At 65.4% G+C, this 24,216-nt stretch carries 17 protein-coding genes; 5 read left to right on the top strand and 12 right to left on the bottom strand.

Annotated features, from left to right (window positions below; genetic code table 11):
- Positions 1 to 77: 77 nt before the first annotated feature.
- The 4 genes from BRAD285_RS14100 to BRAD285_RS35390 form a co-directional block, all read right to left on the bottom strand.
- Complete coding sequence (locus BRAD285_RS14100) at positions 78 to 2,276, bottom strand: hypothetical protein (protein WP_035645235.1); 2,199 nt, start codon at positions 2,274 to 2,276, stop codon at positions 78 to 80.
- Positions 2,277 to 2,284: 8 nt separating this feature from the next.
- Complete coding sequence (locus BRAD285_RS14095) at positions 2,285 to 3,310, bottom strand: phosphatase PAP2 family protein (RefSeq protein WP_244422108.1); 1,026 nt, start codon at positions 3,308 to 3,310, stop codon at positions 2,285 to 2,287.
- 75 nt (positions 3,311 to 3,385) lie between these two features.
- Positions 3,386 to 5,038: a hypothetical protein gene (locus BRAD285_RS14090; protein WP_006610508.1), complete on the bottom strand. Its 1,653-nt coding sequence runs from the start codon at positions 5,036 to 5,038 to the stop codon at positions 3,386 to 3,388.
- A gap of 81 nt (positions 5,039 to 5,119) precedes the next feature.
- On the bottom strand, positions 5,120 to 5,374 hold the full coding sequence (locus tag BRAD285_RS35390; RefSeq protein ID WP_172889770.1) for a hypothetical protein: 255 nt from the start codon (positions 5,372 to 5,374) through the stop codon (positions 5,120 to 5,122).
- Positions 5,375 to 5,631: 257 nt separating this feature from the next.
- On the opposite strand from BRAD285_RS35390, the gene BRAD285_RS36565 reads away from it, so the two are divergent.
- Positions 5,632 to 6,306 carry a LuxR C-terminal-related transcriptional regulator gene (locus BRAD285_RS36565; RefSeq protein ID WP_283806897.1) on the top strand — a complete coding sequence of 225 codons (675 nt, stop codon included), beginning with the start codon at positions 5,632 to 5,634 and terminating at the stop codon, positions 6,304 to 6,306.
- A gap of 41 nt (positions 6,307 to 6,347) precedes the next feature.
- Here the strand turns inward: BRAD285_RS36565 and BRAD285_RS14075 are convergent, their stop codons facing one another.
- Together BRAD285_RS14075 and BRAD285_RS14070 are read right to left on the bottom strand one after the other, a co-directional pair.
- Positions 6,348 to 6,641: a hypothetical protein gene (locus tag BRAD285_RS14075; RefSeq protein ID WP_006610510.1), complete on the bottom strand. Its 294-nt coding sequence runs from the start codon at positions 6,639 to 6,641 to the stop codon at positions 6,348 to 6,350.
- Positions 6,638 to 7,768 carry a hypothetical protein gene (locus BRAD285_RS14070; RefSeq protein ID WP_006610511.1) on the bottom strand — a complete coding sequence of 377 codons (1,131 nt, stop codon included), beginning with the start codon at positions 7,766 to 7,768 and terminating at the stop codon, positions 6,638 to 6,640. The genes BRAD285_RS14075 and BRAD285_RS14070 overlap by 4 nt, the downstream gene beginning before the upstream one ends.
- 303 nt (positions 7,769 to 8,071) lie before the next feature.
- Between BRAD285_RS14070 and BRAD285_RS14065 the strand changes: the two genes are divergently transcribed.
- Complete coding sequence (locus BRAD285_RS14065; RefSeq protein WP_139020587.1) at positions 8,072 to 9,097, top strand: DUF3616 domain-containing protein; 1,026 nt, start codon at positions 8,072 to 8,074, stop codon at positions 9,095 to 9,097.
- 90 nt (positions 9,098 to 9,187) lie between these two features.
- On the opposite strand, the gene BRAD285_RS14060 is transcribed toward BRAD285_RS14065, so the two are convergent.
- Both BRAD285_RS14060 and BRAD285_RS14055 read right to left on the bottom strand, forming a co-directional pair.
- Positions 9,188 to 10,561, bottom strand: a complete 1,374-nt coding sequence (locus BRAD285_RS14060) for a DUF2272 domain-containing protein (protein ID WP_050886787.1) — start codon at positions 10,559 to 10,561, stop codon at positions 9,188 to 9,190.
- Positions 10,562 to 10,583: 22 nt separating this feature from the next.
- Positions 10,584 to 11,699 (bottom strand): hypothetical protein, encoded by a 1,116-nt coding sequence (locus BRAD285_RS14055; protein WP_139020588.1) that lies wholly within the window; start codon positions 11,697 to 11,699, stop codon positions 10,584 to 10,586.
- 914 nt (positions 11,700 to 12,613) lie between these two features.
- Between BRAD285_RS14055 and BRAD285_RS14050 the strand changes: the two genes are divergently transcribed.
- The 3 genes from BRAD285_RS14050 (at position 12,614) to BRAD285_RS14040 (ending at position 19,642) form a co-directional block, all read left to right on the top strand.
- Complete coding sequence (locus BRAD285_RS14050; protein ID WP_006610515.1) at positions 12,614 to 15,769, top strand: hypothetical protein; 3,156 nt, start codon at positions 12,614 to 12,616, stop codon at positions 15,767 to 15,769.
- A complete protein-coding gene (locus BRAD285_RS14045) occupies positions 15,766 to 17,460 on the top strand; it encodes an SWIM zinc finger family protein (protein WP_006610516.1) in 1,695 nt (564 codons plus the stop codon). Before BRAD285_RS14050 ends, BRAD285_RS14045 begins: the two co-directional genes overlap by 4 nt.
- A 352-nt stretch (positions 17,461 to 17,812) precedes the next feature.
- Positions 17,813 to 19,642: a reverse transcriptase family protein gene (locus BRAD285_RS14040; protein WP_006610517.1), complete on the top strand. Its 1,830-nt coding sequence runs from the start codon at positions 17,813 to 17,815 to the stop codon at positions 19,640 to 19,642.
- A 108-nt stretch (positions 19,643 to 19,750) separates the two neighbouring features.
- Here the strand turns inward: BRAD285_RS14040 and BRAD285_RS14035 are convergent, their stop codons facing one another.
- From BRAD285_RS14035 to BRAD285_RS14020, 4 genes are all read right to left on the bottom strand, one after another.
- The gene (locus BRAD285_RS14035; RefSeq protein ID WP_006610518.1) at positions 19,751 to 20,626 is read right to left on the bottom strand and encodes a GNAT family N-acetyltransferase; all 876 of its coding nucleotides are present in this window, start codon (positions 20,624 to 20,626) and stop codon (positions 19,751 to 19,753) included.
- Between the two features lie 280 nt (positions 20,627 to 20,906).
- Positions 20,907 to 22,241 (bottom strand): FAD-binding oxidoreductase, encoded by a 1,335-nt coding sequence (locus tag BRAD285_RS14030; protein ID WP_006610519.1) that lies wholly within the window; start codon positions 22,239 to 22,241, stop codon positions 20,907 to 20,909.
- A gap of 99 nt (positions 22,242 to 22,340) precedes the next feature.
- Positions 22,341 to 23,222 carry an ABC transporter permease gene (locus BRAD285_RS14025; protein ID WP_035645243.1) on the bottom strand — a complete coding sequence of 294 codons (882 nt, stop codon included), beginning with the start codon at positions 23,220 to 23,222 and terminating at the stop codon, positions 22,341 to 22,343.
- A 39-nt stretch (positions 23,223 to 23,261) separates the two neighbouring features.
- A complete protein-coding gene (locus tag BRAD285_RS14020; RefSeq protein ID WP_006610521.1) occupies positions 23,262 to 24,212 on the bottom strand; it encodes an ABC transporter permease in 951 nt (316 codons plus the stop codon).
- Positions 24,213 to 24,216: the final 4 nt, after the last annotated feature.

The following is a 24,216-nucleotide window of genomic DNA, read 5'->3' as shown; positions in this document are numbered from 1 at the left end:
AACGGTCCTGTGCGCTTAAGGAGAGACTACCAAGGAGAAGAGAAACTCGTGCGTGAGATAAGCGTGAATTGAAAGGCTCACGCGGAGCTGGCTTTGGACGGCTTCGGATCGAGGCCGGGCTGCCAATGCGGCTCGACCCGCACGGTACCAAGCCGCGTTCTCGTCTGCGGGTTCAGGGGACTCGTGTCGCCAGACAACAGGCCGAGATAGTTGTTGCCCTCAGCCGCCGCAACAGATGCCTCAGTCGCCGTGACAAAGGTCGTGACGAGTTGACGGGCCACAAACGGAGCCGCCGTGCTGGTTCCCTGCACCCGCGACAGCGAGCCGCTGCGCACGCCGGCAGCCCACGTCCCCGGCAGCACCCGGGAGCGATCGGACATCGACGCGCAATCGATGCCCCGCGCGATTTGCCTCGTGCTCTCCGTCCCGGCCGAACTATAGCGGGCGGGACAAACCTCTTTGAGCGACGATCCCAATCCATTGGCAAGCCGGTAGCCGGCCACGACGAGAGCTGTCTTTCCCGTCGCCAGCCCGTTCAAACTGCCGAACCGCCGCACGGCACAATTGTCGGTATCGGTCTCCTTCAGGTCGCCTTCATCCGTGTAGCGGATGTCATCGAGATGATCGAAATAGCTTTGCCGGCTGCCGGAGCGCAGGCTCTCGGGATCCGCCGAGCGCTGGATCCAGCACTCGATCGGATGATCGAGCGGTGCGGCAGTCCCGTCTCGCTTGATGACGATGGTCCATTTGCCGGCCTCGATGCCCGGCAGAGATTGATCGTCGGGCTCCGTAGGGGCCAGGACAACGAGCACACGCCAGCAGTCCCGGCGGTGATAATCAGCACTGATCTGACCGATCGGCTGGTCGCGTTCGTTCTTAAGGCTCGCGACGCGTCTCGGATCACCAGGGTCCTGTCTGTTCAACCCCTGATTTGCCGTGATCGGGATGGTCTGACGTATCTTCTTCCAGGGATCTCGGAGCTCGATCGTATACCCCCTGGTGTCGAAGTTGCCGGCAAACCAGATCTCGAGATAGCTCGGCGTGCGATCGTTCGGCTGGATCCTCCAATAGAGTCGCGCCTCGCCGTCCCTGAAGTCGACCTCCCTGACACGGGCGTGCAGCCGATCGAGAAACGTATTTCCCGCGGGCAGAACAAGTGCGGTGGGACAGTGCGCTTTCGCCCGGCGAATCCTGACGAGTTCGTCGATCGCAGCCTCGAGTTCAGTGCCGCCATCGTGCCGGCCGCCGGAGAAACCATAGCTGAAGTTGATCACCAGCCGCGCCCGCTCGATCCCATAGCCGGCGGCGATGCGGTCGGCGCGCTCGAAAATGTAGTGCATCGCTGAGAGCACATACATGTCCTTTCCGAAACCCGAAGTGTCCCAGGCAATCGTATTCGGCAGTTGCACGGCTATGATGCGTATCGCCTCGGGCGGGACCTCGTCGCGCTCAGGCGCGTAACCCGTTGCCAGGTCCATGACATGGGCACCGTGGGTGGCGTGGCGGTCGATCAGGCTGCCGAGATCCTCGGCGTCGCTTGTTGCCCCGGCCATGCAGTAAAGGGTATCCTCGTCATCGCCGTAGCGTGCGATGTAGTCCTCGATCTCGCTACGAATATATTCGCGGCCAAAGAGGACGCTGTGCTGCTCCTTGAGCGCGTCCGCCGCCTGCAGCCAGCAGAACTCGACCCGCGTCCGCGCTCCGCTTGCGTCGCGGAAATTGCGATGCGCGAATGGGAGGCCGTCGTCGATCACCGCCATGATGGTGATTTGCGGGTCCTTCCCGATCCGATCGCGCAGTCCGGAGTCGGGCTTCCAGGCGGGCCCTGATGGGTCGCGATCTTGGTCGCTGTGCATGGCCCGCGGTGGCACCGGAAACGCGATTCGAGCTCGTTTGGCACCGATGTTGACGAAGGCCAAGTTGTTCAGTTGCTTGAGGCCGAGATCGAGCAGCTGCGCCAGATCGCCCGCATCCTCGATGCGCCCGAGCGGATTGCGCACGACGAAGGGAACGAACGACAGTTCCCGTTCCCTCCACAAGGTCGGGTGCCACGCTATGCGCTCCATCGCGACGGCGTCCATCGTCGTCGCCTCGGTCACAGCGACGTCGTCCCGTTTCAACTCGGTGACGGCCGTAATGAACTCGGCTTGGTCGCGGATCGCGGGAAACGCATAGGGCCGCCCCGGGCCGAAATTCCAGGCCTCATAGGGGCTGAGATAGATCGGCGCCGACTCCGGCTCTTGAGCACGAGCATCGGACGGGTCGTTCTCTGTCATGGCTCGGCCTATCTCGCGAACGTGTATTCGTCGCAAACCCTGTCCCACAGCCAGCGAAACAAGTCGCTTGACGAGACGCTGCATGGATCCGCCTTCTTGACGCCGAGAGGATCGTTGGCTCCCTTCGCGAACTCCGTGAGGGAGAAATCGCCGTCATGGGCGTCGTAGCTGTAGCCTTGCACCTCGTCACCGCGGCCGCATTTTGCCAGCACGATCTGTCCGATGGCACGACCGAGGATCGCACCCGCCCAGCTGTCGATCGGGAAGTGCAATCCCGCGACCGTCCGGTTGACGGCGATGCGCTCGGCGAGCTTGTTGATCAGGGCCTGTCGCTTCTTGTAGTCGCCATAGTGCCCGCTCTGGAATTCGACCAAGCCGTTGAGCACCTCGGCGACGGCGAACGCCTCGGTGGCATGGGCGCTCGGGAAGCTGCCATGCGCCGGCGTCGGGATCATCGGCATCACCTGATGGCCGATGCGGTCGGGACGCCGGCAGGCCAGGTGGTGCTTGGCGACCATCGCGACATGAGCAGCGATGACCTGGGTGATGGTGATCAGCTCAAACGTATGGTTGTTAGTGCCGGTCTGCAGCCCGAGCAACATCACGAAATAGGGTGTCGGAAAGCCGAGCTGGGTCAGGATTTCCGGCGTTCGATCCGGGCGCTGATCGAGATAATTCCGCATCAGCTTCAGTTGCTGTTCGAAGACGGCGATATCCGGCCTGTGAATTGTATAGAAGCTCTTGCCGCCATAGCTCAGCGACACGCACTTGTCGTGCCCGCCGACCGACCAGTCGAAGTGGCGCATGAAGTCCGTGAGATAGAGCGACGCCCGCACCCAATCGGCCCAGAGCCCCATATTGCCGGCGCACGAGAAGCGCAGTTCCTGCGGGTGGCCCGGCTCAGCTCCGCCGTTGGCCACATGCGTGATCGCCTGCTCGGTAATCTGCAGGCCCTGCACAAGCATGGGGTCGTAGACTGGGTCGACGCCGGCGCTGAGGAAAGTGCCGAGTCCGGTGGCGGTGAGGCTTCCCATGCCTCCCATGCCTCCCATGCCGCCCATGCCACCCATGCCACCCGATTGACTCATATCCGGTCCCTCAGTTGCCTTTTACGGAATGCCCGCCCCCCTCAGCGCGGCGGCGACGCGCCGTCCAAACTCGTGATCGCCTGCCGGATGCCCACGAAGATAGCCGGCGACTGTGAAGTCCGGTTGTCGGCGGAGAATTTCGCGCGCGGCGGCCCCCGCCTCCTGCGAGCGGCCGAGACAATGCAATGAGGCGACCTTGGCCCGCAGCGTCGAGATGTGGCGGTCATGCCGCGACAGCGACCGGTCTGCGAGTTCAAGCGCTTCCGCGTAACGGCCGGCCGCGAACAGCGCCGTGGCACTCAGCGACTCGTAGTAATATCGGAACGGATCCATCGGCGAGAGCCGCCGTGCCTTTTCGGCCGCGACGACCGCGGCGGCCGGTTCATCGGAGAAGGCGAGCAGCGCCCCCCTCATCAGCCAGGCGAGTGAGTCGTTGGGATTGCGCTGCAGGGCGGCGTCATAACGGGCGGCAGCGATGTCCATGCGACGTAGCAGATTGTTGTGCGCGAAGCCGTCAATGGTCATGCAGAACGCGCTTTCCGGGTCGATGTCCAGCGCCCGCGCCGTGCTGTCGATGGCCACCTGAGTGTCCCGCGCGGCATCGCTGCTCCATCGGTTGAAGACGCTGAGCACGTGCCATTTGGCAAACCACGCATGGACTTCCGCTGCGTTGGGAGCCCGCCGCCTCGCCTCCTCGATCAGCTCCCGCGAGCGGGCAAAGTCGCGCAGTGCGGGTCGGTGCATGAGGCTCACCCCTGCGACCAGGAGACGGTGATCTTCGAGATCCGTGACCTTTCGCCCCGCAACATGCACCATGGCATCGTCGGCGATCGAGCGGCCGACCGCGCGGACGATCTGCGCGATACCCTCGGCGGAGCGGTTGAGAAAGTCGCTGGCCGGACCTGTGAATTGGCGCGTCCACAGAATGCGTCCCGACGCCGCGTCGAGAAAATCCGCATCGAGCACGATCTCGTTGCCGGTCACGCGGGATGTCCCGACGACGCAATAGTCCGCCCCCAAGAGCGAGCGGACTGCGGCGATGTCGATACGGCGTTGGTCCAGCGCCCGGCTGGACCAATGCGAAATGACCGAGATCAGGTTCGATCGCGAGAGCGAACGGCAGACCTCCTCCGCCAGCCAATCACCGAGCCAGGCATCGCCCTGCCCCTCGAGGCCTGAACCGAGAGTTCGGAAGGGCAGCACGGCGATCAGCGGCAGAACCGGCGGCGGCGGTGGCTGCGACCTGGTGCTGAACAGCCCATAGATCTGCTGAGGATCGAGCCGCATCGCAGCAAGCCAGCGATTGAAGCCCTCCTCGCGTAAATTGATACCTTCGAGGAACTCGCCGGCGCCGGGGCGTCCGATGAACGAGACGCGCGACATGTCCAGCGACAGCTCGCTGTTGGTGCTGGACAGCACGTCCGCGAAGCAGTCTCCCATGATATGTCGAATATCAGATAGCGCACGCCTGAGGCTTTGCCGCCCGGTATCGTAGCAGGCTGTGCCCCACAGCGTCTCCTGGAGAAACGCGCGGGTGCGGCGGCCGAAGGGCGCTGTCGCGAGAAGTGCGAACAGCGCTTTGTGCTTGGCGCCGCTGATCTCAAAGCCGCCCGGCTGCGTGGATCGCACCACGCACGCTCCAAAAAGACTGATCTCGAGGCGTGCCAACTTCACGAAGAAATTCCGCCCAAAAAATGCCTATCAGCAATAAAACGCAGTCAGGCTAGCACCAAGCCGGCGAGCCTCCAAGCTGCTTCACGTATTTTTCACGCCCTGCAACCCGAACAGCCAGACTATCGTGTTCGCATGGGCCGATCCGAGGAAAACGACGCAGGCGCCGACCCGGCCGGTCAAGGGCCGCCGGAGCCGCGCGACCTGATCGAGTTCTATCACCGCTGGACCGAATTTCGGCCGGCTGTCGTTCAACTCGGCAACCGGTCGGATCTTCAACCTTCGGAGCGGGCGATCCTTCACTGGCTGATTCTGCTCGTCGATCGGATCAGCCAGCACGACCTCCAACAATGAGTGCAGGGCCTTTGCTTCCTCGGCATCCGGTTACAGCTTGCTCCGTTCAACTCACACTTAACTCACGCCAAGACGACTAATCAGTTGTTATGATTTTATCGAAACGGATGCCGGTGGACGGGAGCGCCTGCACAATGCGACCGCATTGACGACGGTGCGCTGTCTGGCGTCTGCCATTTAGCTTCGACACCGACCTCCATTCGGAGTACCGGATGAGCCCCAGTATTGACGATTTCATCTCGATGACTTCCTCAATGACCTCGGATCGCGAGCTGCTCGACGCCTTCCTGCAGACCGTCGATGCAGAAGGCTACGATCGGGTCATGTTTGCGGAGACGCGTGACGACCGCCTGGTCTCACTTCAGCAAGGATGCCGGAACGGGCTTCCGCCCTCTGCTCTCGGTCGCGACTGGCACGGCGCCGACTTGGTCCTACGCCAGATCCGGCAGGTGAACCGACCATTGCGGTGGAACGAGCTGTGCACGCTGGGTTCGCGAGGCGTCGAGGAGAGCCGTCTGCTTCACGAGGGACATGCGCTCGGGATCCGCTCCGGCCTCGTCATTCCACTGCACGGGCCGGGGACCTCGGTCGATCTAATCTGCCTCGGCCGCGGCGAACGGATCACCGAGCACGACGAGAGCATTCGACGGCTGTACGGCATCGCCGTCCAATATTGGCTGAGACGCCGCGATCTCCACGACGTCACCCGTCCCGACAGCCCGAGACTGACCGCCCGCGAAATCGAATGCCTCGAATGGTGCAAGGAGGGCAAGACCAACTGGGAAATCGGAGAGATCATCTCGACCTCCGAGAAGACGGTCGAATTCCATTTGTCGAACGCCATCAGGAAGCTCGGCGCCTGCAATCGCATGACCGCGGTCGTCGCGGCAATTCGGGCCGGCGCGATCACCGTCTGAAAACAGCGGCTCCATGAGACGACAGTCGATTGCGGCCGGCCTCATCGGCCGACATTGCCCGGGATGGCCGACCGCTCGATCCGCAGATCGAATCCCTTGGTGATGTTGTTCAGCCCCGCACCGCCGGTCCCGACGCCTGATCCAAGTCCTCCGGTTCCGCCGCGCGATCCGAGGCCATTGCCTCCCGGCTTGGGCGGAGACGACCGGGCCAACATCGCACAGACTTCGTCGTCCAACTTGCAGGGCACTGGGCTCGGCGGCGCCGCCGCGGGCTCCTCTGCAAGGGCGATGGACGTGAGGCCGATCAGCACGAGAAGGCCAAGCGATATCTTCATTTCGACTCTCCAAATTGCCAGCGTACCGATCTGAAACCGAACGCGACCGGCCGCTGCAGCGTCTGCACCGTCGAGACCAGCGACGAATTTCCGAACTGCAACGCACCTGACAGTCCCGGCGAGTTCGGCCCGATCGCGCCTGCCGGATCGGTCTGCCGACCGCCAGCCTCGCCGGGGCTGGCCGCGGCCGTAGCTGCACCGGCTTGCGCTCCCCCGGCAGCCGGAACATCGGATGGCGCCTTTGAGGGAGTTGCCCCGCCGTCTCCGCCGTTGACCGCGCCGCCCGCGCTGCCGGCCCGGCGGATCACGTTGTGAAACGATCGCGCCAGGTACACCCGCGTGATCAGTCCCAATTCCAAGCTGAAGCGCGGCTTCGTCTCGCCGGAGGCGGGATCGGTGACCTTGTCGTAGATCTTGCTGCCGACGACATGCGACATCTGGCGTCGTGCCTCGGTCTCAGTGCAATATCGCTGCAGCGGTCCGTTGCAGAAACTATCGAGGACAGCTTCGGCCATGATGGCTGGGACGCCGTAGGTCTCCGCAGCTGCGATCTGCACGTCCATCGAGAACTCGGAAGCGACGTCGCCGTGGAAGGCCGCGCCGAGGAGGCTCGCCGCCGAAGCTGCGCCGTTGGCCTGCCGCGTGCTGGTGATCGTGAAGCCCGGAAACAGCACCAGCGGCAGGTCCGTCCGCGGCACGCCGGGGCGAAACACCGGCCCATTCGCCGCGCCCAGCTTCCACGCCCTGCCCTGAGCCGGCGCGTCCGGCGTCTCCGGAAAGCGATAGATCTCGGCATAGGCATTCTCGATCTTGCTCGTCATATCGACGTGCCAGATCCTCATGGACCGGCCGGCGAGCGGCTCCTTCTCGACCTCGTTCAACTCATCCTTGGTCAGGATCACGAACACGTCGCCGACCGCGATATCCTCCTGCGGCGGATAGACCGGCTCGATGCCGAGCCGGCTGATCGCCTCGTTCCATTGCTGTGCCACCGATTTCTCCGGCACCACCGGAGACACCCATGTGAAGGCGACGGCTCCAGCCACCAAGAGCGCAACCGCAGCGCATGTGCCGGCGATGATGCGTCGGTTGTGCTGGATGAGGTTCGACTCGTTCTCGTCGCTCATCGGAGGCGTCCCACAGATGAAGGATTAGTATCAGCGGACAATGGCCGAGATCAGCCCGGACCGGCACTACGGACTTCACGAGGCTCGGCCAGCCGATGATCCCTTTATCGCCAGGACGACCGCTCGCACCACATCATCGATCGAACAAGGCGCGACATCACCTGGGCAAGTCCCCAGTATACGGCCCCCTGCTCATCGGCCTTCAGTTCACCTTGGGAGTCAACGTGACACCGGACGGCAGCGCCTCGGCTTCCGCCAACGACGGCCGCGACAAAGATACGCTTGTCAAGCAGCGGAAGACTGTTGTCGCGCTGGGCTATAAAATCAGATCATCGACGCAGACGGTTCGGAGGAGCACGAATGAAACGAATTCTGCCACTCGCCTTGCTTTTCGCGGCCACATCGCTCTCCAGCGTGGCCCAGGCCGCGGAACCGTCGCTCTTCGGCTACCGCGAAATGTGCAATGCCTCGGCGGCCGCCGCGCTCGACAAGGATCATTTCGTCGTGGCCGATGACGAGCTGAACGTGCTGCGTGTGTATCGCCGCAACGAGGCGGCATCGATTGCCCAGGTCGATCTGTCGTCCTTCCTCGGTACCAAGCCGAGCAAGGAATCGGACATCGAAGGCGCGGCGCGCGTCGGCAATCTGATCTTCTGGATCAGCTCGCATGGCACCAACAGACGCGGCGAGGTGCAGGACCGCCGCCGGCGGTTCTTCGCCACGGAGGTCGTCGAGCGGCCGTCACCGACGGTGCGGACCATCGGCAAGCCCTACGCGAAGCTCGTCGAGGATCTTGCCGGCGATCGAGGGCTGGCGAGCTACAATCTCGCCGAGGCCGCGACGCGTCCACCGAAGGCAAGCGACGCGCTGAACATCGAGGGGCTTGCGGATGGCGGCGACGGATCGCTGCTGATCGGTTTTCGCAATCCGCTGCCGGGCGGCAAGGCCCTCGTCGTACCGCTGCTGAATCCGACCGAGCTCATTGCGGGCACGCCGGCCAGATTCGGTGCTCCCGTCGAGCTGGACCTTGCCGGCCGTGGCGTCCGAAGCATCGAACGTGTCGGCAGCTCGTTCCTTATCGTCGCCGGACCGATCGATCAGGAGGGCGCGTTCGAGCTTTACGCGTGGCCCGGACCTGCGACCGACAAGGTCGCTCCAGTTCCAACGAAAGCCTTGGCCGGACTGTTTCCGGAGGCGCTGATTGCGATTCCCGACGCGCAGGAGATCCAGATCCTGAGCGATGACGGCAAGGCGCCGGTCGGCGGCAAGACATGCGAAAAGCAACCGCGCGACCAGCAAGCCTTCCGTAGCGTGGTCTTCAAACCGTAGTTCGAAGTCTCAAGTCCCGGGCTGCACGCCATCACTCGACAGGCTCACGCAAGCCCGGGACTTAAAGAGAAGATCAGCGCGGCCGGCTCGCTAGAGCCGGCAGCTCATCAGACCGAACAAATTCTCTCCGCCCTGCACGATCGGCTCAAGGAAGCCTCCCGCATTCAAGGCCAACGGCCGCTTGGTGACGGAGTTGCCGACGTTGCCGCCGACGACCTGAACCTCGTTGGCGCCGACCTCGACGACCAGGTCGCAATGCCCCGGATAGTCGCCGCCATTCTGGTGCTCGTAGTCGATGCCGGCGCGGCGCGCCCAGCACACGAGGTCTCCAACCTTCGGCTTCATCTCGCGAAGCTGATAGCAGTAGTAGCCGGCATTGGGCGTACCAAGCCGCAGATCGTTCTTGGCACGGAAGATGTAGATCGAGTGTTGCGGGCTGTAGTGGAAACGGTCGCCCGCGCCCGCCTTGCGCATCACCCAGGAGATGAAGGCGGCCGACCAGGGCACGTCATCGAGACCGGTGAGGGTGTCGTTCTTGACGCCGAAGCTCCAGTAGTCGCCAATATATTGATAGTAGGGCGTCTCGCCCTCCTTGTGGCCGACATGCGTGGCGTGTCCGGACAGATCATAGGTCTGCCGCCCGAACTTCTGCCATTCCCCGAGCGCCAACGCGGCGGCGCGAGAGGCAAAGCTTCCCGCGGGCGCCGCGACCGCGGCCTCCAGCATGGGCTGATCGGGCGCAAGGGCGCCAGGCGCTCCATTCGGAGCCAGCGCAGCTTCCAGCCTGGCGCTGGCGCGGCTCGCCATCTGCACCGCCGGCGCAGGAGCCTGGGTCCAGATCGCCTTGGTCTTCTTCAGCCAGAATCGCCGATCGTCGATGCCCGTCTCCCCGCCGTTGATGGCGATGGTGACGCCGACGATGTCATCGGCATCGGCGAGCGCGTTGCATAACTTGTGATGATGGCCGCTCACGGCCCACTCGGCCGCCGCGATCTTGAGACAGTGATCCTTGTGGAAGGCGAGGTCCGGATTGGTTTCCAGCGGAATGCCGAGCTCCGCGCCGAACCTTGCATAGGCCGCCCGTCCCGTGATCTGCAGCAGGCCGCGGCCGCGATAGAGGAAGCCATCGCCCGGGTTCACATTGCCGAGCCGGCCGCCATAGACGTAGTTTCCGAGCTTCTCCTCGTTGTGCGCGTATTCCTGCGCGATCTCGATCGTGGGGAAGCGCTTTGGCCAGACCTCCATCAGCCGTGTCGGCGAATAGTTGAGGCTCTCCGTCTGGATCCTGAAGCGGCCGGTCTCCTGCAGCATCTGGGCGAAGAAGTGCGCCATGCGCAGGCCATTGGCATCGATCGCATGGCTGGCGAGAACGGCATTGACGTCAGGGGCGCCGAACGCCGCTGCATATTCGGCATTCATGTTCGGGGCCAGAGACTTGACTTGGGCAAAGGTGATCGTCGTCATCGCGGCTGCTCCTTGGCTGACCTCAGACATTTTGATTGGCTTGTTGGTTCGCCTGGGCGCGTGAGCTCAGCGCCGCTATGTCGGGTGCGCGCGGGCTGCGCTGCTGGGGGGCTGGGCCAGCCGCCTCCGGCGTCGGCGCTGCGGTCGCCGCCGATGGATCCGCGTTGGAATCGGGCAGCTGCCGAGTCCCGGATCCGTCGGACGCTTGGGGCGACACGTCACCTGACGGCCGCTCGGCCTTCCGCGGCTCGGGAGCGCTGGTGAACGCAGCAACGAGGCGATCCATCGCCGTGAAGACCAGATCGGCGCTGTAGCCAGCAACGAAAGCCAGGGCGAACGGAGAGAGCGATGTCATCGTCGACGAGGTCGGCGGCTGCAGCAGCCAGCCCGCGGCTAGGCCAGAAAGCGCGCCGATCGGGACGCGCAGCGAATATCGACTCCTGATCTCGCGGCTCTCCTCGCCGGTGAGGCTTTCGTCGGAGAGGCGCCGCAGAACAAATGCGATTGCGCCCAGCATGCCGTAGAGCACCGGCAGGAGAAAGCCGCCAATGAACGAGGTCGCCAGATCGAGTTGGACTCGCGCGACGGCTTCCGGCTTGTCGTCGGCTGCCACAGCGCCGTCGCCTAAGCCGAGGATGCTCAGGAGACTAGCGATTCTTTTCGGGATTCCCATGATGTATTCGTTGATGTGCAGGTAGGTCGCCTGCTCCCGCACCGCTTCCTTGTGGTCGGCGAGGACCTTCGCGATCTGCGTGGTCGTGCTCTGGGTATCGAAAGCCTGAATTGCCTTGCCGACATCGATAAGGCGCGCCTGAACAGCAAGCGACGCGGAGTAATAGAGTTGCAGCAGCAGCAGGGCCGTGAGGATGCCGTAAAAGAAACGCCTGTAGTAATCCTTGGCCTCCTCGGCCGACTTGATCTTGGAATTCAGCGCGCCATAGGCCGACCAGAATTTGTGTTGCACATCGGAGGGCGCACTCTTGAAATCGCCTGCCTTCTCGGCCTCGAGGATCGGCAAGGCGACCTGCGCCGGGATCTCGACGCCACGCTCCGAGAGCTTGCGCATCGAGGCCCGCGCCTGCTCCACGGGACTGAGTTTCTTTGGATCGGTATCGCTTTTCGTCGACCATAAGCTCATGACGCGAATCCTGAGATGCGACCGGACCACCTCGACACGAGGATGGCGACCAGACTGCCTCAGGATGGCTTTCAACTGTCCTGGGAGAGTTCCTAACCTGGGAAGCTCCCCAGGGTGGACGGCGGCTCTCGGCGGCGGCGTGCGCTCGTGCAGAGGACTGTGGACGACACTCAGACCGCTCAACGAAGATCCAACAGCACCTGCGACGCGAAGGCGAAGTCCATGAACGCTCCGCGCCGCGGCCAGCCGAAGCGTGGCCCAACCTAAACTGCCACAGCCGCCTGAGCTGCGGGGGTGTCGGTGTTAGTGATTGGGGAGCGCAAGCACCGATACGCACAATCGATCGCGGTGGCCATCTGAACGGGCCAACATGGCCGTCCTCACGGCTCCAGCGTCTTCTGTAACGAATAAATTAATTTTCATTTTTCAGAATTAGCGTTCTTCTCTCGCCCTCCCATCCCGCCGAGGAGAGGCGTATCGCGATCGTCGCGAGACGTGGGCCGGAGATGCGGTGGCCACGGACGTGCTGCAGCGGGCCTCATGCTCGCCGAGGAACGGCGGGTTTGCGGACGTGAAGACGCGTGGTCCTGGCGCCCCGAAGGCTGGCGCCACAACCCTGGTCGAGAATTGCGGCGCGGGATCGCGGCGCGACGCCAAGACGAATCGCGTCTTGCAGGGGAGCCGCGATGTTGCGTTACGCGTGGCCGGCGAATGTCAGCGACATCAGCATCTTGTTGAAGCAGACGATCGTTTTGGGCCTGGATGCCTCGCGAGCCCGGGTCGCAGACTTGCGTGCGGGATGCCGCGGACCGGCGACTTGCGTCGAATCGCCATATTTGTCCGCCTACCAATCTGACGTTGACGCGGCGTGCCCGGCTTGCCATGTAGCGCGCCGGACCTCCCAGGGGCAGTCTATGCAAGTCATTCGTTCGGTGCGCCTCTGGATGAAGGAGGGCACGTCCGACAAGGTCTACGAAGTCGATCTCGTCGATCTGGAACGTGCCAATGGCGACGCACGCTACCTGGTCAATTTCCGTTATGGTCGTCGCGGCGGCTCGCTTCGGGAGGGCACGAAGACTCCTTCTCCGGTCGTCCGCGCCAACGCCGACAGACTGTTCGACAGCGTCGTGGTGTCCAAGATCAACGGTGGTTATCGCCGCGTCGATGGTGAGACGTCCCCCTTAACGGACCTCAACGCCGGGGCCGCGACCGACGGACGCGCCGCGGAACTGCTCAAGAAACTCTCGCTCTGCGCGCGCGGCGGATGGAGCGACAAGGAGCACGACCGCCTGTTCTGGCGCCTCGGGGTGGTCCGGCTGGCGGCCGCCTATCCACAAATCGCCGCCTTCGCGCAGAAGACCGGCGCAGCGAATGCGAGCTACAGCCTGGTGTATGCGCTGGCGCGTTGCGGCGGCGGACTCGCCGCCGACCTGCTGCGCAGTTGCGCGGACACCAATGTGAGCCCCGTGACGCGCGACTACGCGGCCTATGCGCTGGCGAGCGAGCTGATGGGCGCGCAGCGATCGCCTCCACGCCCATCGCTGCCGCGAACGAGCGATGCCGCGGCGAACCGCGACATCGAAGCCGTGCTGGAGAGCGGCCGTGGCGCGGAGCTGGTGCCGGCCCTGCTGGCGGCGAGTGCGGCACAGCCGAATTTCGCCAATCAGTACCTGATCGCCCTCGCCCATCATGCGCTCGCCGACGACGGCGCGCGCAAGACACTGCTCGTCGCAGTGCGTGCGATGACGCCGCGTCCTCCTTTCGTGCAGGTGCTGCGCCGCCTGTTCAAATATGCGGATCTCACCGACGACGGGCCGCTGTTCGCGGCGACGGCGCGACAGTTCGAGCTTGCGACGCCGATGTATCGCCGCGGCAACGTCTATCGGGATCAGGTCTGGCTGCCCGGCTCGCGCCAGCCGCTGAAGCTCAGCGAGGAGCAGAACAGCGCGGCGCCGCGCCTCGCGCTGTCCGACCAGACCCTGCTCTACTTCAAGCGGCGCGCCTGGCGCATGCTGCGCAAGCGCGCGGAGCTTGGACAGGACGCCTTCACCGCGATGGCGAGCGAGCTCCTGCTCGCCTTCACCGACGCCGACGGCAGCAAGCCCGCGGAATGGAGCACTTACGTCTACATCGACCGCCGCTATCAACCTGTCGCCAACGCCATCGAGGCGCTGAGCCGCGTCTGGAGCGTCAGCCACCTGCTGCATGCCGAGGCCCCGACCAGCCGCTTCAATGCCAATGCGCTGACGCATCGCCATCTCGGCACGCGCATGGCCGGCCAGCGCGAGGAGGCCTTTCCGGCGCTTTGGGATGCCCAGCCCGAGCGGCTGCTCCGCATCGCGGCGCTGGCGCGCAATCACGCCGCGGCGCGCTTTGCCGCCCTGGCGTTGCTGCAGGGCCCGACTCGGCCGGAGACGATGGACATCGCCGCGATCGGCGGTCTGCTGACCTCGCCCTATTCGGAGGTCACCACGCTCGCAGCCGGGATCGCGCGGCGCCTCATCGACGCTGGAAGGGCCGATGCGGTACTGATTGGCGCGTTGCTCGAGGCGGCCGCACAGGACATGCGCGACCTCGCCGTCCGCGCCATCGACGATCGCGCCGACTGGCCGTGGGCCGACGCCAACCTTGCTCGCGCCGTGCTGACCAGCCCTTACGAGCCTGTGCAAAGCCGCGCCCGCGCCTGGCTGCGCGACCGCGCGCCGTCGCGCGAGCAGCGCGCGCAGGCGACGGAGGCGTTCGCGGCCTGGCTTGCGCAACTGCCGGCCGCGCTCGACGACCTCCAGCGCGCCGGCCTGTCAGCCGCCATCGCCCTGCTGCCGCAGCTCTGGCCCGATCGCGACTGTCCGCTGCAGCCGGAGGTGATCGAAAGCCTCACCGGCCACGGCAGCCCCGAGGTCCAGGCGGCGAGCATCCAGCTCATCGCCGTCACGCCGACGAAGCCAGCCGACCTGCCGCCCGCCTTCATGCAGGCCATCCTGCTGGCCGACGCGCCCGAGATCCGTATCGCCGCGATGAGCCTGCTGGGCCGGCTCGATGACGCCGCCCTCGCCGAGCATCGCGACGGCATCGTGCTGGCGGCCACCGGCAGCCATGCCGGCCTGCGCGCGGCGGCGCGGCCCCTGCTCGCCCGCCTCGCGGCGGTCGATGGAGCGTTCGCTGCCCGGGTGCGCGACCTGCTGCTGGCCATTCTGTTTCGTGCCGAGCCGGTCGAAGGCCATGCCGTCGACATGGTCACCCTGTTCACCACGGCCTTGCCGCCCGCGGTAGCCGACGTCGACGACGGCACGCTGTGGCGCCTGTTGCAGGCGCGCGCGGCCGGCGCCCGCATGCTCGGCGCGAGCCTGCTCGGGAGCCGCGATCCCGCGCAATTCTCGGTCCGGCAACTCGCCCGCCTCGGCAATCATGCGCTGGTCGCCGTGCGCCGTTTCGTGCTGCAGGCCTTCGCTGCCGACGAGGCCCGCTTCCGCGCCGATCCCGAGAACGCCGTGCTGCTGGTCGAAAGCGAATGGGAGGACGTTAGAACCGCCGTGGTGAACCGGCTGACTGCCTGGCCCAGCGAGGCGCTGCCGGCCTCGGCGCTGGCGGTGATGGCGGACTCGACCGTGCCCGCGGTGCAGGACAGCGCCCGCCTGCTGCTGCGGCGCAGCCTGTCCGACGGCGACATTGCCGACGTGCTCGGCCGCCTGCTCGAGCACCCCTCGGGCAGCTTCCATCTCTTCGTCACCGAGCTGATCACCGGAGAGGCGCTGGAAGATGCGGCCATGTTCGCCAAGTTCATGACCCAGGCGCGCTTCATCCTGATGCAGATCAACCGCGGGCGCGTCGCCAAGGACCGGATCTTCATGGCTCTGCGTCACGAGGCGCTGGCGCATCGCGAGCGCGCCGCTGACATCGCGCAACTGCTCCACGACTTCACCCTGAGCGTCACGCTGCGCGACAAGGCGCCGGCGCTGCTGATCCTGCGCGACATCGCCCGCGCCTGGCCGGATCTCACGCTGCCCGTCACCGTGGCCCGCGCCGGCCGCAGCCCCGAGGGCGGCTCGCATCTCAGCGGAAGCGCCGCATGAACTTCGCCTATCGCTTTCTCGGCAGCACCAGCGCCTCGTCCGATGCCGCGGCGTCGTCGTTCGCCTTCGCGCCGGACACGCTGCGCCAGCCGACCTTCTTCACCGGCAAGGTCGCGCGGCATCTCGCCTTCCGCGAGGCGATCTCGGCGCTGCATCACGTCGTCGTCTCCGACCTGCGCTTCAAGCCGCGCGATCGCACCGCCTATTTCGAATGGCTGAAGCAGAACGAGGCCACCTTCCTCGCCGAGGCGACCGCGCAGTCCGCGGCGCTCATGCCGCGCATCGCGGAGCTGCAGGCCCGCATTCGCGGCTTGGACCAGCAGCGCCATTTCCTGATGCAGCCCTACTGGAAGGCGCAGCGGGCCTATTTCGACTACCTGTACAAACGGGATCGCGATGCCTGGATCGTGCTCGATCCGGTCATCACGGTACATCCGGACGAGATCTTCTTCGAGTGCTTCAGCCTCGACGAATCCAGCTACGGCCGGCTGTCGTGCGATCACGACGTGTTCGAAAGCCTCGGCGAGATGGCGTTCGGCACCACCAACATCGACTACAGCCACGCGCTCTACGACGAATTCCAAAAGATCCGCTCCTATCGCGATACGACCCTGACGATCGATCCGTCCGGGTTCGAGGTGCAGACCGGCGGCGACGCCGATTTTCGCGAGGAGAAGATCGACCTGCCCGACAGCTGGGTGCGCGGCTTCCTGCAGGTATCGAGCGCGATGACCCTGCCGGCGCATGTGTTTGATCTGCATCCCGTCGATATGGCCAACATTCTCACCCGCCTCGCGCAGAAGAAGGAGAAGGCTGGCCCACGCTCGCTGCGCTTCGTGCTGACGCCGGATGCACCGGTGGAGGTGGTGATCGAGCCGTGGAACGAGCGGCTCCGCTTCCGCCGCTCGATCTATCGCGGCCCGAGCGCGGCCGAGATCCGCATCTGGGGGCGGCGCCGGCTCGCGATCCTCGGGCGCACGCTGGCGCTGGCGCGGTCGGTGCGCGTGCACCTCACCGGCAGCGGCCTGCCCTCGTTCTTCGTCGTCGATTTCGGCGGCCTGCGCTTCACGCTCGGCCTGTCGGGCTGGACCGCGAACGACTGGTCCTCGGCCGGACAGTTCGATCTTCTCGCGCCACGCCACAAGGTCGATCACGACACGGCGCAGCGGATCTTCGCTGCGCTCGGCAGCGCGCATGCGGCGACCGCCGCCGAGCTGTCGCGGCAGACCGGCACCGGCGAGCCGCTCGTGCACGCCGCGCTCACCGCCTACACGCAGGCCGGGCGCGTGATGTTCGACCTCGACAAATCGCTCTACCGCCTGCGCGAGCTGACGCGCGAACCGCTGTCGCCCGAGCAGCTCCGCTTTGCGAGCCCGCAGGAGGAGAAGGCCGACCGCCTGATCGCGGCGAACCTCGTGACCATCGGCCGCATCGACCGCAACCAGGGCGCTCGCGCCGTCACCGGCAGCGTGCTCGACAACGCCCGCACCGAGCAGGTCAGCCTCGTGATCGACGGCGACGATCGTCTCGTCGAGGCGCGCTGCAGCTGCCACTTCTACATCCACAACAAGATGGCGCGCGGTCCGTGCGAGCACATGCTGGCCTTGCGCCGCATCGTCCATGCGCAGGTCGATGGCACGGCCCAAGATGGGCAGGCCCACGGACAAGCCGGCGGACAGGCCATCGCATGACCGACATGACAGCCGCCATCTGCACACCCGGCTTGAACCGGAAACGACAATTCGCGTATCACTGGCTTCGGAAGAGCGCAGGCCGGTCAGGACCTTGCAATCCGGGCGGCGTATCGCCGTCCTTGCACCATGACCATGCATGCGTCACTGGCCCGATCTTCACTGGGCCGGGGCTGCCCACCCATCCGCAATCGCAGAATGGGTTCTTTGAACCCAATTGCGGATGGGTGGGCGCCCCGGCTTCGAGTGGATCGATCCAGTTCTTGGAGAAGACGAAGGCAAACCGGCCTGCGCTCCTTCCGATCTCTCTTGATCGCTCTGCAGCGGCACTCCTGACCGGAGGGCCGGCCGCGTGACCGACACCGTTTCCCCCGGCAAGCTCTCGCGCCAGGAGCTCTACGACCGCATTCGCCAGTCCTCGAAGGACGAGGTCATCCTCGAAGAGATGATCCGGCTCGGTTTTTGGCCCGAAGGCGAAGGCGCGCCCGCGCCGGCTGCGGAGGCCATCCGCAACCGTGCGGAGGCCATTCGCGAACTCGCCGAACTGCAGCGTCAGAACGCCGCGCTTGGCGATCCCGTGCGCGCGCTGAAGGAAATGCACAAGCGCCGCAAGGCGGAGGCGATGGCGCGGCGGCAGGAGACCAGGCGCCGCCATGCCGAGGCGCGGCAGACGCGGGCGTTTGCCTGGTACGAGCGGCGCAAGCGCGACGTGCTCTATCTCGGCGAGGACGTTTCACAAGGACTCCACAGCCGGACGGCCGTGGTGCCGCTCCGCGACGGACTGCCGCCGCTCGCCGACGCCAAGGCGCTGGCCGATGCGATGGGCATTGCGCTCGCCGAGCTGCGCTTCCTCGCCTTCAACAGGAAGGTGGCGTCGGTCAATCACTATCAACGCTTCACGATCCCGAAGAAGAGCGGCGGCGAGCGGCTGATCTCGGCGCCGATGCCGCGCCTCAAGCGCGCACAATATTGGGTGCTCGACAACATCCTCGGCCACGTGCCGCTGCACGAGGCCGCGCACGGCTTCGCGCCGGAGCGCTCGACCCTGACCAATGCGCGCAACCATGTCGGGCGCGACGTGGTGATCAACCTCGATCTCAAGGATTTCTTTCCGACGCTGACCTATGTCCGCGTCAAAGGCCTGTTCGAGGCGCTCGGCTATGCCGAGGCGGTTGCGATCCCGCTCGCGCTGTTGTGCACCGAGCCCATGGTCGACGAAGTCACGCTCGACGGCGAGCGTCACTACATCGCCGACGGCCCCAGGCTGCTGCCGCAGGGCGCGCCGACGAGCCCGGCGATCACCAACCTGATCTGCCGCAAGCTCGACCGGCGCCTCGCCGGGCTCGCGCGCACGCTCGGCTTCGTCTACAGCCGCTATGCCGACGACATGACCTTCTCCGGCTCGGGCGAAGCGGTGAAGAAGATCGGCACCCTGCTCAAGGCCGTCAATGGCATCGTCGAGGCCGAAGGCTTCACGGTGCATCCGGACAAGACGCGCGTGATGCGGCGGTCGGCGCGCCAGGAGGTCACCGGCCTCACGGTCAATGAGGCCGTGGCCGTGCCGCGCGACCTCATGCGCCGTTACCGCGCCGTGCTGCAGCAGGTCGAGCGCCACGGACCCGCCGGCAAGCATTTTGGCCCCGGCAAGGACGTGATCCGCTCGCTGCTCGGCTTCGGGCATTTCGCGGTCATGGTCGACCCCGAGAGTGGCGCGCCGTTGCTGCAGCGGGCCCAGCAGCTCGCCGCACGATACGCCCCCACGCCTTCGGTGCTACGTCCGACTCGCGCGGCCTTCCGCAAGGCTGCGGCCGCTGGCCAGACACCTCCCGGCCGGCAATGGACTCCCGCCGTGCGTCCGCCGCCGGCGCCGGATCCGGTGCTGGTCGCCCTGGCGCGACAGGAAGAGAAGAAGCAAGCCGCCCAGGCGCACGCCGCAGCGGCCAGCCCGTCGCGACCACCGAACGTGCCCCCGCCGTCCCTCGGATCCATCCCCGTCAACGGGCCCTGGGGACCGGGCACCGCAGACGCGGCGCGCGCAGCAAAGAAGAAGCGGCCGCCGTGGTACGTCACCACGCTGGTGATCCTGCTGGCCTTGCTGCTCGCAGTGGCGATCGCCCCTGCCGGCCCCGCGATTGCCGGCGGCCTGCTCTATTTTTACTTCAGCCGATGGTGGAAGCGCTGAACCGCCGTCGCGCGGACGTCTCACGCAACCGGACGGGCGCGGCGTTATTTCGCGATTTGGCGACGACCGCCGGGCGCTTTCCCTGGTCCTGGTGTTCGGCGCACCGGCTCAGTTGAAGGAGTGGCCGGCCAAGCCGTAGACGATGGGACGACCCGCAACTTCGTTCAGGAACGGGCGTCCCTTCCACATCGTGGTGACAGCCTCGCCGGCGACCAGCCCGCTGCGGGTGAGAAACTCGGCAAAGGCGCCTTGCGAGCGGGTATCCACCCGAACGAATCGTCCCTTCAGCGCCGCCATATGAACCGCCGCGAGATGGATGGCATCCTCGTCATTGGACGCGACGATCGGTCCGATGACATGCCCCCGGCCGAACTCGCGGCACATCGAGTAGCCGACGATCTCGCCGTGACGCCGGAGCACGCGCACGCTCGAAACCTCGGCCAGGAGGGTGAGAAGGCGTTCACGATCGACCCCGAATGCAGCGAGGTCGAGCGGCATGATCTCGGGAAGCGCCTCCGCGGGCAGCTCCTCGAGACGACCATCCACGGGCGGCAGGGACACTCCACTCGACGAGAGCTCGCCATCGTGGAGCTGAACGATCGCCTCCTTGATGAAGCCCAGGGAATGATAGAGGCCGTAGGCCGCCTTGGTGGCGTTGAGGCTCAGACGACGAGCCCCGCAATGAGAGAAGACGTGGTCCATCAGCCAGCGGCCGTTGCCCTGCGCCTGCGTGCGCGGCACCGTAATCACCAGGCCAATCGTGGCGAAATCATCTCCATAGGGAAACCACATCGCGCTTCCGAAGACACGGCCGATGCCGTCGACCGCCACGATGCCCTTGCCGGCACGGCGCATGAGCTCCAAATCGTTGGGGCGATGCGGCCAGCCGACGCTGATCGTGAGCGCGTGCAGCAGCTTGACATCGACACCAGCAATGTCCTGCGGAAACAGCTCGAACGATTTCAGGCGCACGGAGTCTTGCATCGTCAGATCCCCTTATCGCCGTCGAATGGCGACGCCAGGAAAGGCATCGAGACGACAGATCATCTACAAAAAACGTCCGAAAAACAATCGGGCATCAAAAGTCCGGTCTTGCTTGCTGTCACCGGCTCTTCGATGACTGCTTCAAATCTGGCCGTCTGTAGACGGTGGACCGGCGACGTGCGCGGGAGGCGATAGCACACCGCGCCTGCGGGCCGCAACGACGCCGCTCCACGACAATCCTTGCTTGGGCAGCATCATCCGCCGAGGACGCCCTCCTCGCTCACATCATCTCCGGCCGCCTGATCGCCGATCCATCCGAAAAGCGCGACAGACGATAGGCTCTGGTGTCGACGAACGGAGTTTCGTTCATGACGAATTCGCTCGCCAGCCGGCCCGCGCCGGGTCCGAGCGCAAAGCCGTGGCCGCTGAAGCCGGTGGCGATCGTCAGCCCGCGGATCTTCTCGGTCGTGTCGACGACGGGCACGAGGTCAGGCGAGGTGTCGATCAGCCCGGCCCAGGACGCGGCAACCCCGATGCCCTTCAACGCCGGGAAGTCCGACACCAGATTACGGATGGCCTGATCGACCAGATCCTTCTGCGGGACCGGATCCATGATGCGGATCTTCTCGAATGGCGAGGTCTTGTCGAAGTCCCAGCTTCCCCAGGCGTCCGGACCATTCCAGAGCATGCTGTTGACCCGGTAGGTCATCTTCTTCCCGATCTTGGCGCGCATCAACTCGCGAAACTTCGTCGCGTAGCGCAAGCCCTGCGGCGCAAGGTTGACGACGCCATGCCCCGGCACCGCGATGGTGTAGGAGCCGTCGATGCGCCGCCGCAGGGCGTATCCCGCGCCGAAGACACATGACACATCGAAGATGTCGGGAGCAGGCGTCGTGCGCAGCGCCGTTCCGTCGATATTGGCGACAGGCAAGTCGATCCCGTGCCGGCGCAGAAAGCGCGAGCTCCAGGCACCGCCCGCCAGCACCACGGCGTCGGCGCGGATCAGTCCGCGCTCCGTCCACACGCCCTTCACCTGACCATTGGCGATGTCGAGCCCCCGCGCGGCGCAGTTCTGGTGGACGAAAGCCCCGAGCGCCTTGGCGCCCTCGGCGATCGCGGGCGCAGCCATGCCCGGCTCCGCGCAGCCGTCGGTCGGTGACCAGATGCCGCCGAGCCATGTGTTGGTGCTGCCCTTCATCCGCTCCTGGGCCTGGGCTGCGGTGAGACTCTCGTTATGGAAGCCCATCAGCCTGGCTTGCTGGCTCCACTTCTCCCAGCGGGCCAGTTCGCTCGCATCTCGCGTGGCGTAGAGAATGCCGGAGCGGCGGAAGCCAAGGTCGGCGCCGAGTTCGGAGTTCAGTTCGCCCCAGCGCTTCAAACTATACATCGCCAGCGGCAGCTCGTGGAGGTCGCGGTTCTGCTGGCGGACCCAACCCCAGTTGCGGCCGGACTGCTCGCCCGCCACGATGCCCTTCTCGATCAGGGCGACGGAGACCTTCTTGCGCGCCAGCTCATAGGCCGTCGACGTGCCGACGATGCCCGCGCCGATCACGACGACATCGACCTGCTTGGGAAACTCGGCGCTGTTCTGCACCGGTTGAACGACGATAGGCATAGCGAGCTTCTTTCAATTGAAGTGCCGTGGCTCACGGCGTGGTCCAAAGAGTTGATTTCCGGCGCTGCGGAGCGCCGGCAGGCGTCATGTCCGGCGGTTCTATTTGTGGTCGCCGCGAACATCGAAGGCGTCGCGCAAGCCGTCGCCGATGAAGTTGAAGCTGGCGACCGCGATGGTGATGGCCGCGCCAGGGATGATGGCGAGCCATGGCGCGCTGCCGAGATAGCGCTGCGCGCCATCGAGCATGTTGCCCCAGCTCGGCAGCGGCGGCTGGATCCCGTATCCGAGGAAGCTGATATAGGCTTCCATCAGGATGGCGCGCGCGACGGTGAGAGTGGCAGCCACGATGATCGGCCCGATCGCGTTCGGCAGGATCTCGCGAAACATGATGTGCGTCCCGCTGAGGCCGAGCATGCGCCCGGCCTGCACGAACTCGCGTTCGCGTAAGGATCGCACCTCGGTCTCGACGATGCGCGCCACCTCCATCCAGCTGGTCGCGGCAATGACGACCGTGATCATCATCGCGCTTGGCTTCAGTGCCGCCGCGAGCGCCAGGACCAGGAAGATCGAGGGAAAGGACAGGAACCCATCCACCATGCGCATCAGGACAGCGCCGATCCAGCCGCCGCGATAGCCTGCGATCACGCCGATCAGGGTGCCGATGATGGTCGACAGCAGCATCGCGGCAAAGCCCACCGCCAGCGAGATGCGCCCGGCCATGAACAGCCGCGCCGCCATGTCACGCCCGAGCGGATCGGTGCCGAGATAGTGGGAGCCGGTGAAGGGCGGCGCGAAACGCGCGCGCAGGTCGATGCTGAGGGACGTATAAGGCAGCAGACTGGGCCCGATCACGCATGCGAGCACGAGCAGCACGATCGCCGCCGCACCAAATAACGCGAGACGGTTGGCCATGAATCGGCGCATCGTCCGACCGCGCCACCAGCGCTCGCGGGCCGGATGGGAGGCGGCGGCGATCGTCATGACGGCGGGTTCCATCTCTCTGGCGGTGGATGACATGACTCAGGCCAACCGGATGCGAGGGTCGACGAGCGCGACAGTGATATCGGCCAGGAGATTGCTCACGATCACGAGCACCGCCGAGAACATCAACAGGCCCATCACGACCGGATAGTCGCTGTAGCCGAGACTATCGAGAAACAGGCGGCCCATGCCGGGCCAGGTGAAGACGGTTTCCGTCACGAGCGCTCCCGTCAGCACGCTGGGAAGCTGGATACCCGCCAGCGTGATCATCGGCAGCAGCGCGTTGCCGACGACGTGCTTCATCAGGATGCGCCGCTCGCTGAGGCCTTTGGCGCGGGCTGTATTGACGAAATCCTGGTGGATGACGTCCAGCGTCGCCGAGCGCATGTAGCGGCTCCAGATGGCGACGTGCACCAGCGCAAGCACGGCGCTCGGCATGATGAGATGATGAAGGTAGTCGAGAATCGACTCGTCGCCGACCGTGTACATGTTGCCCGCCGGCAGCCATCCCAGCCGCAGCGTGAAGACGTAGATGCCGACAAGTCCGAACCAGAATGTCGGGATCGACAACGCCACCATGGCGCCGACGGTCGCTGCATGGTCGAACAGCGAGCCGCGATGCGTTGCGCTGCGAATGCCGATCCAGGCGCCGACCCCGACAGCAATAACGGTCGACGATCCCATCAGCAGGAAGGTCGCCCAGAGATGGCGGCCGATGACCGACAGAACCGGCGCCCGGTCGCGGAAGGAGTGGCCCCAGTCGCCTTGCACGAGCCTGAACGCCCAATCCAAGTACTGCACGTACAGAGGCCGATTCAGTCCAAGCTGCTCCTTCAGGCGCGCGAGGTCGTCCTGGGTCATGCTGGAGTCGAGCGCGTATTGCGCCAGCGGGCCGCCGGGAAAGAGATTCAGCACCGCGAAGCCGATCACGGACACGATCAGCAGCAGAACCAGACTCTGCAGAAGCCGTTTGAGTAGGAAGCCGCGCATTCGC

Source organism: Bradyrhizobium sp. ORS 285 (genome assembly GCF_900176205.1).
Lineage (GTDB): Bacteria > Pseudomonadota > Alphaproteobacteria > Rhizobiales > Xanthobacteraceae > Bradyrhizobium.
This window is presented reverse-complemented; position numbering and strand designations above follow the sequence as displayed.

Coding starts and splice junctions, on each gene's coding strand:
- BRAD285_RS14100 (WP_035645235.1), bottom strand. CDS start 2,276: ATGACAGAGAACGACCCGTCCGATGCTCGTGCTCAAGAGCCGGAGTCG.
- BRAD285_RS14095 (WP_244422108.1), bottom strand. CDS start 3,310: ATGGGAAGCCTCACCGCCACCGGACTCGGCACTTTCCTCAGCGCCGGC.
- BRAD285_RS36565 (WP_283806897.1), top strand. CDS start 5,632: ATGACTTCCTCAATGACCTCGGATCGCGAGCTGCTCGACGCCTTCCTG.
- BRAD285_RS14075 (WP_006610510.1), bottom strand. CDS start 6,641: ATGAAGATATCGCTTGGCCTTCTCGTGCTGATCGGCCTCACGTCCATC.
- BRAD285_RS14070 (WP_006610511.1), bottom strand. CDS start 7,768: ATGAGCGACGAGAACGAGTCGAACCTCATCCAGCACAACCGACGCATC.
- BRAD285_RS14060 (WP_050886787.1), bottom strand. CDS start 10,561: ATGACGACGATCACCTTTGCCCAAGTCAAGTCTCTGGCCCCGAACATG.
- BRAD285_RS14055 (WP_139020588.1), bottom strand. CDS start 11,699: ATGAGCTTATGGTCGACGAAAAGCGATACCGATCCAAAGAAACTCAGT.
- BRAD285_RS14050 (WP_006610515.1), top strand. CDS start 12,614: ATGCAAGTCATTCGTTCGGTGCGCCTCTGGATGAAGGAGGGCACGTCC.
- BRAD285_RS14045 (WP_006610516.1), top strand. CDS start 15,766: ATGAACTTCGCCTATCGCTTTCTCGGCAGCACCAGCGCCTCGTCCGAT.
- BRAD285_RS14035 (WP_006610518.1), bottom strand. CDS start 20,626: ATGCAAGACTCCGTGCGCCTGAAATCGTTCGAGCTGTTTCCGCAGGAC.
- BRAD285_RS14030 (WP_006610519.1), bottom strand. CDS start 22,241: ATGCCTATCGTCGTTCAACCGGTGCAGAACAGCGCCGAGTTTCCCAAG.
- BRAD285_RS14025 (WP_035645243.1), bottom strand. CDS start 23,222: ATGACGATCGCCGCCGCCTCCCATCCGGCCCGCGAGCGCTGGTGGCGC.
- BRAD285_RS14020 (WP_006610521.1), bottom strand. CDS start 24,212: ATGCGCGGCTTCCTACTCAAACGGCTTCTGCAGAGTCTGGTTCTGCTG.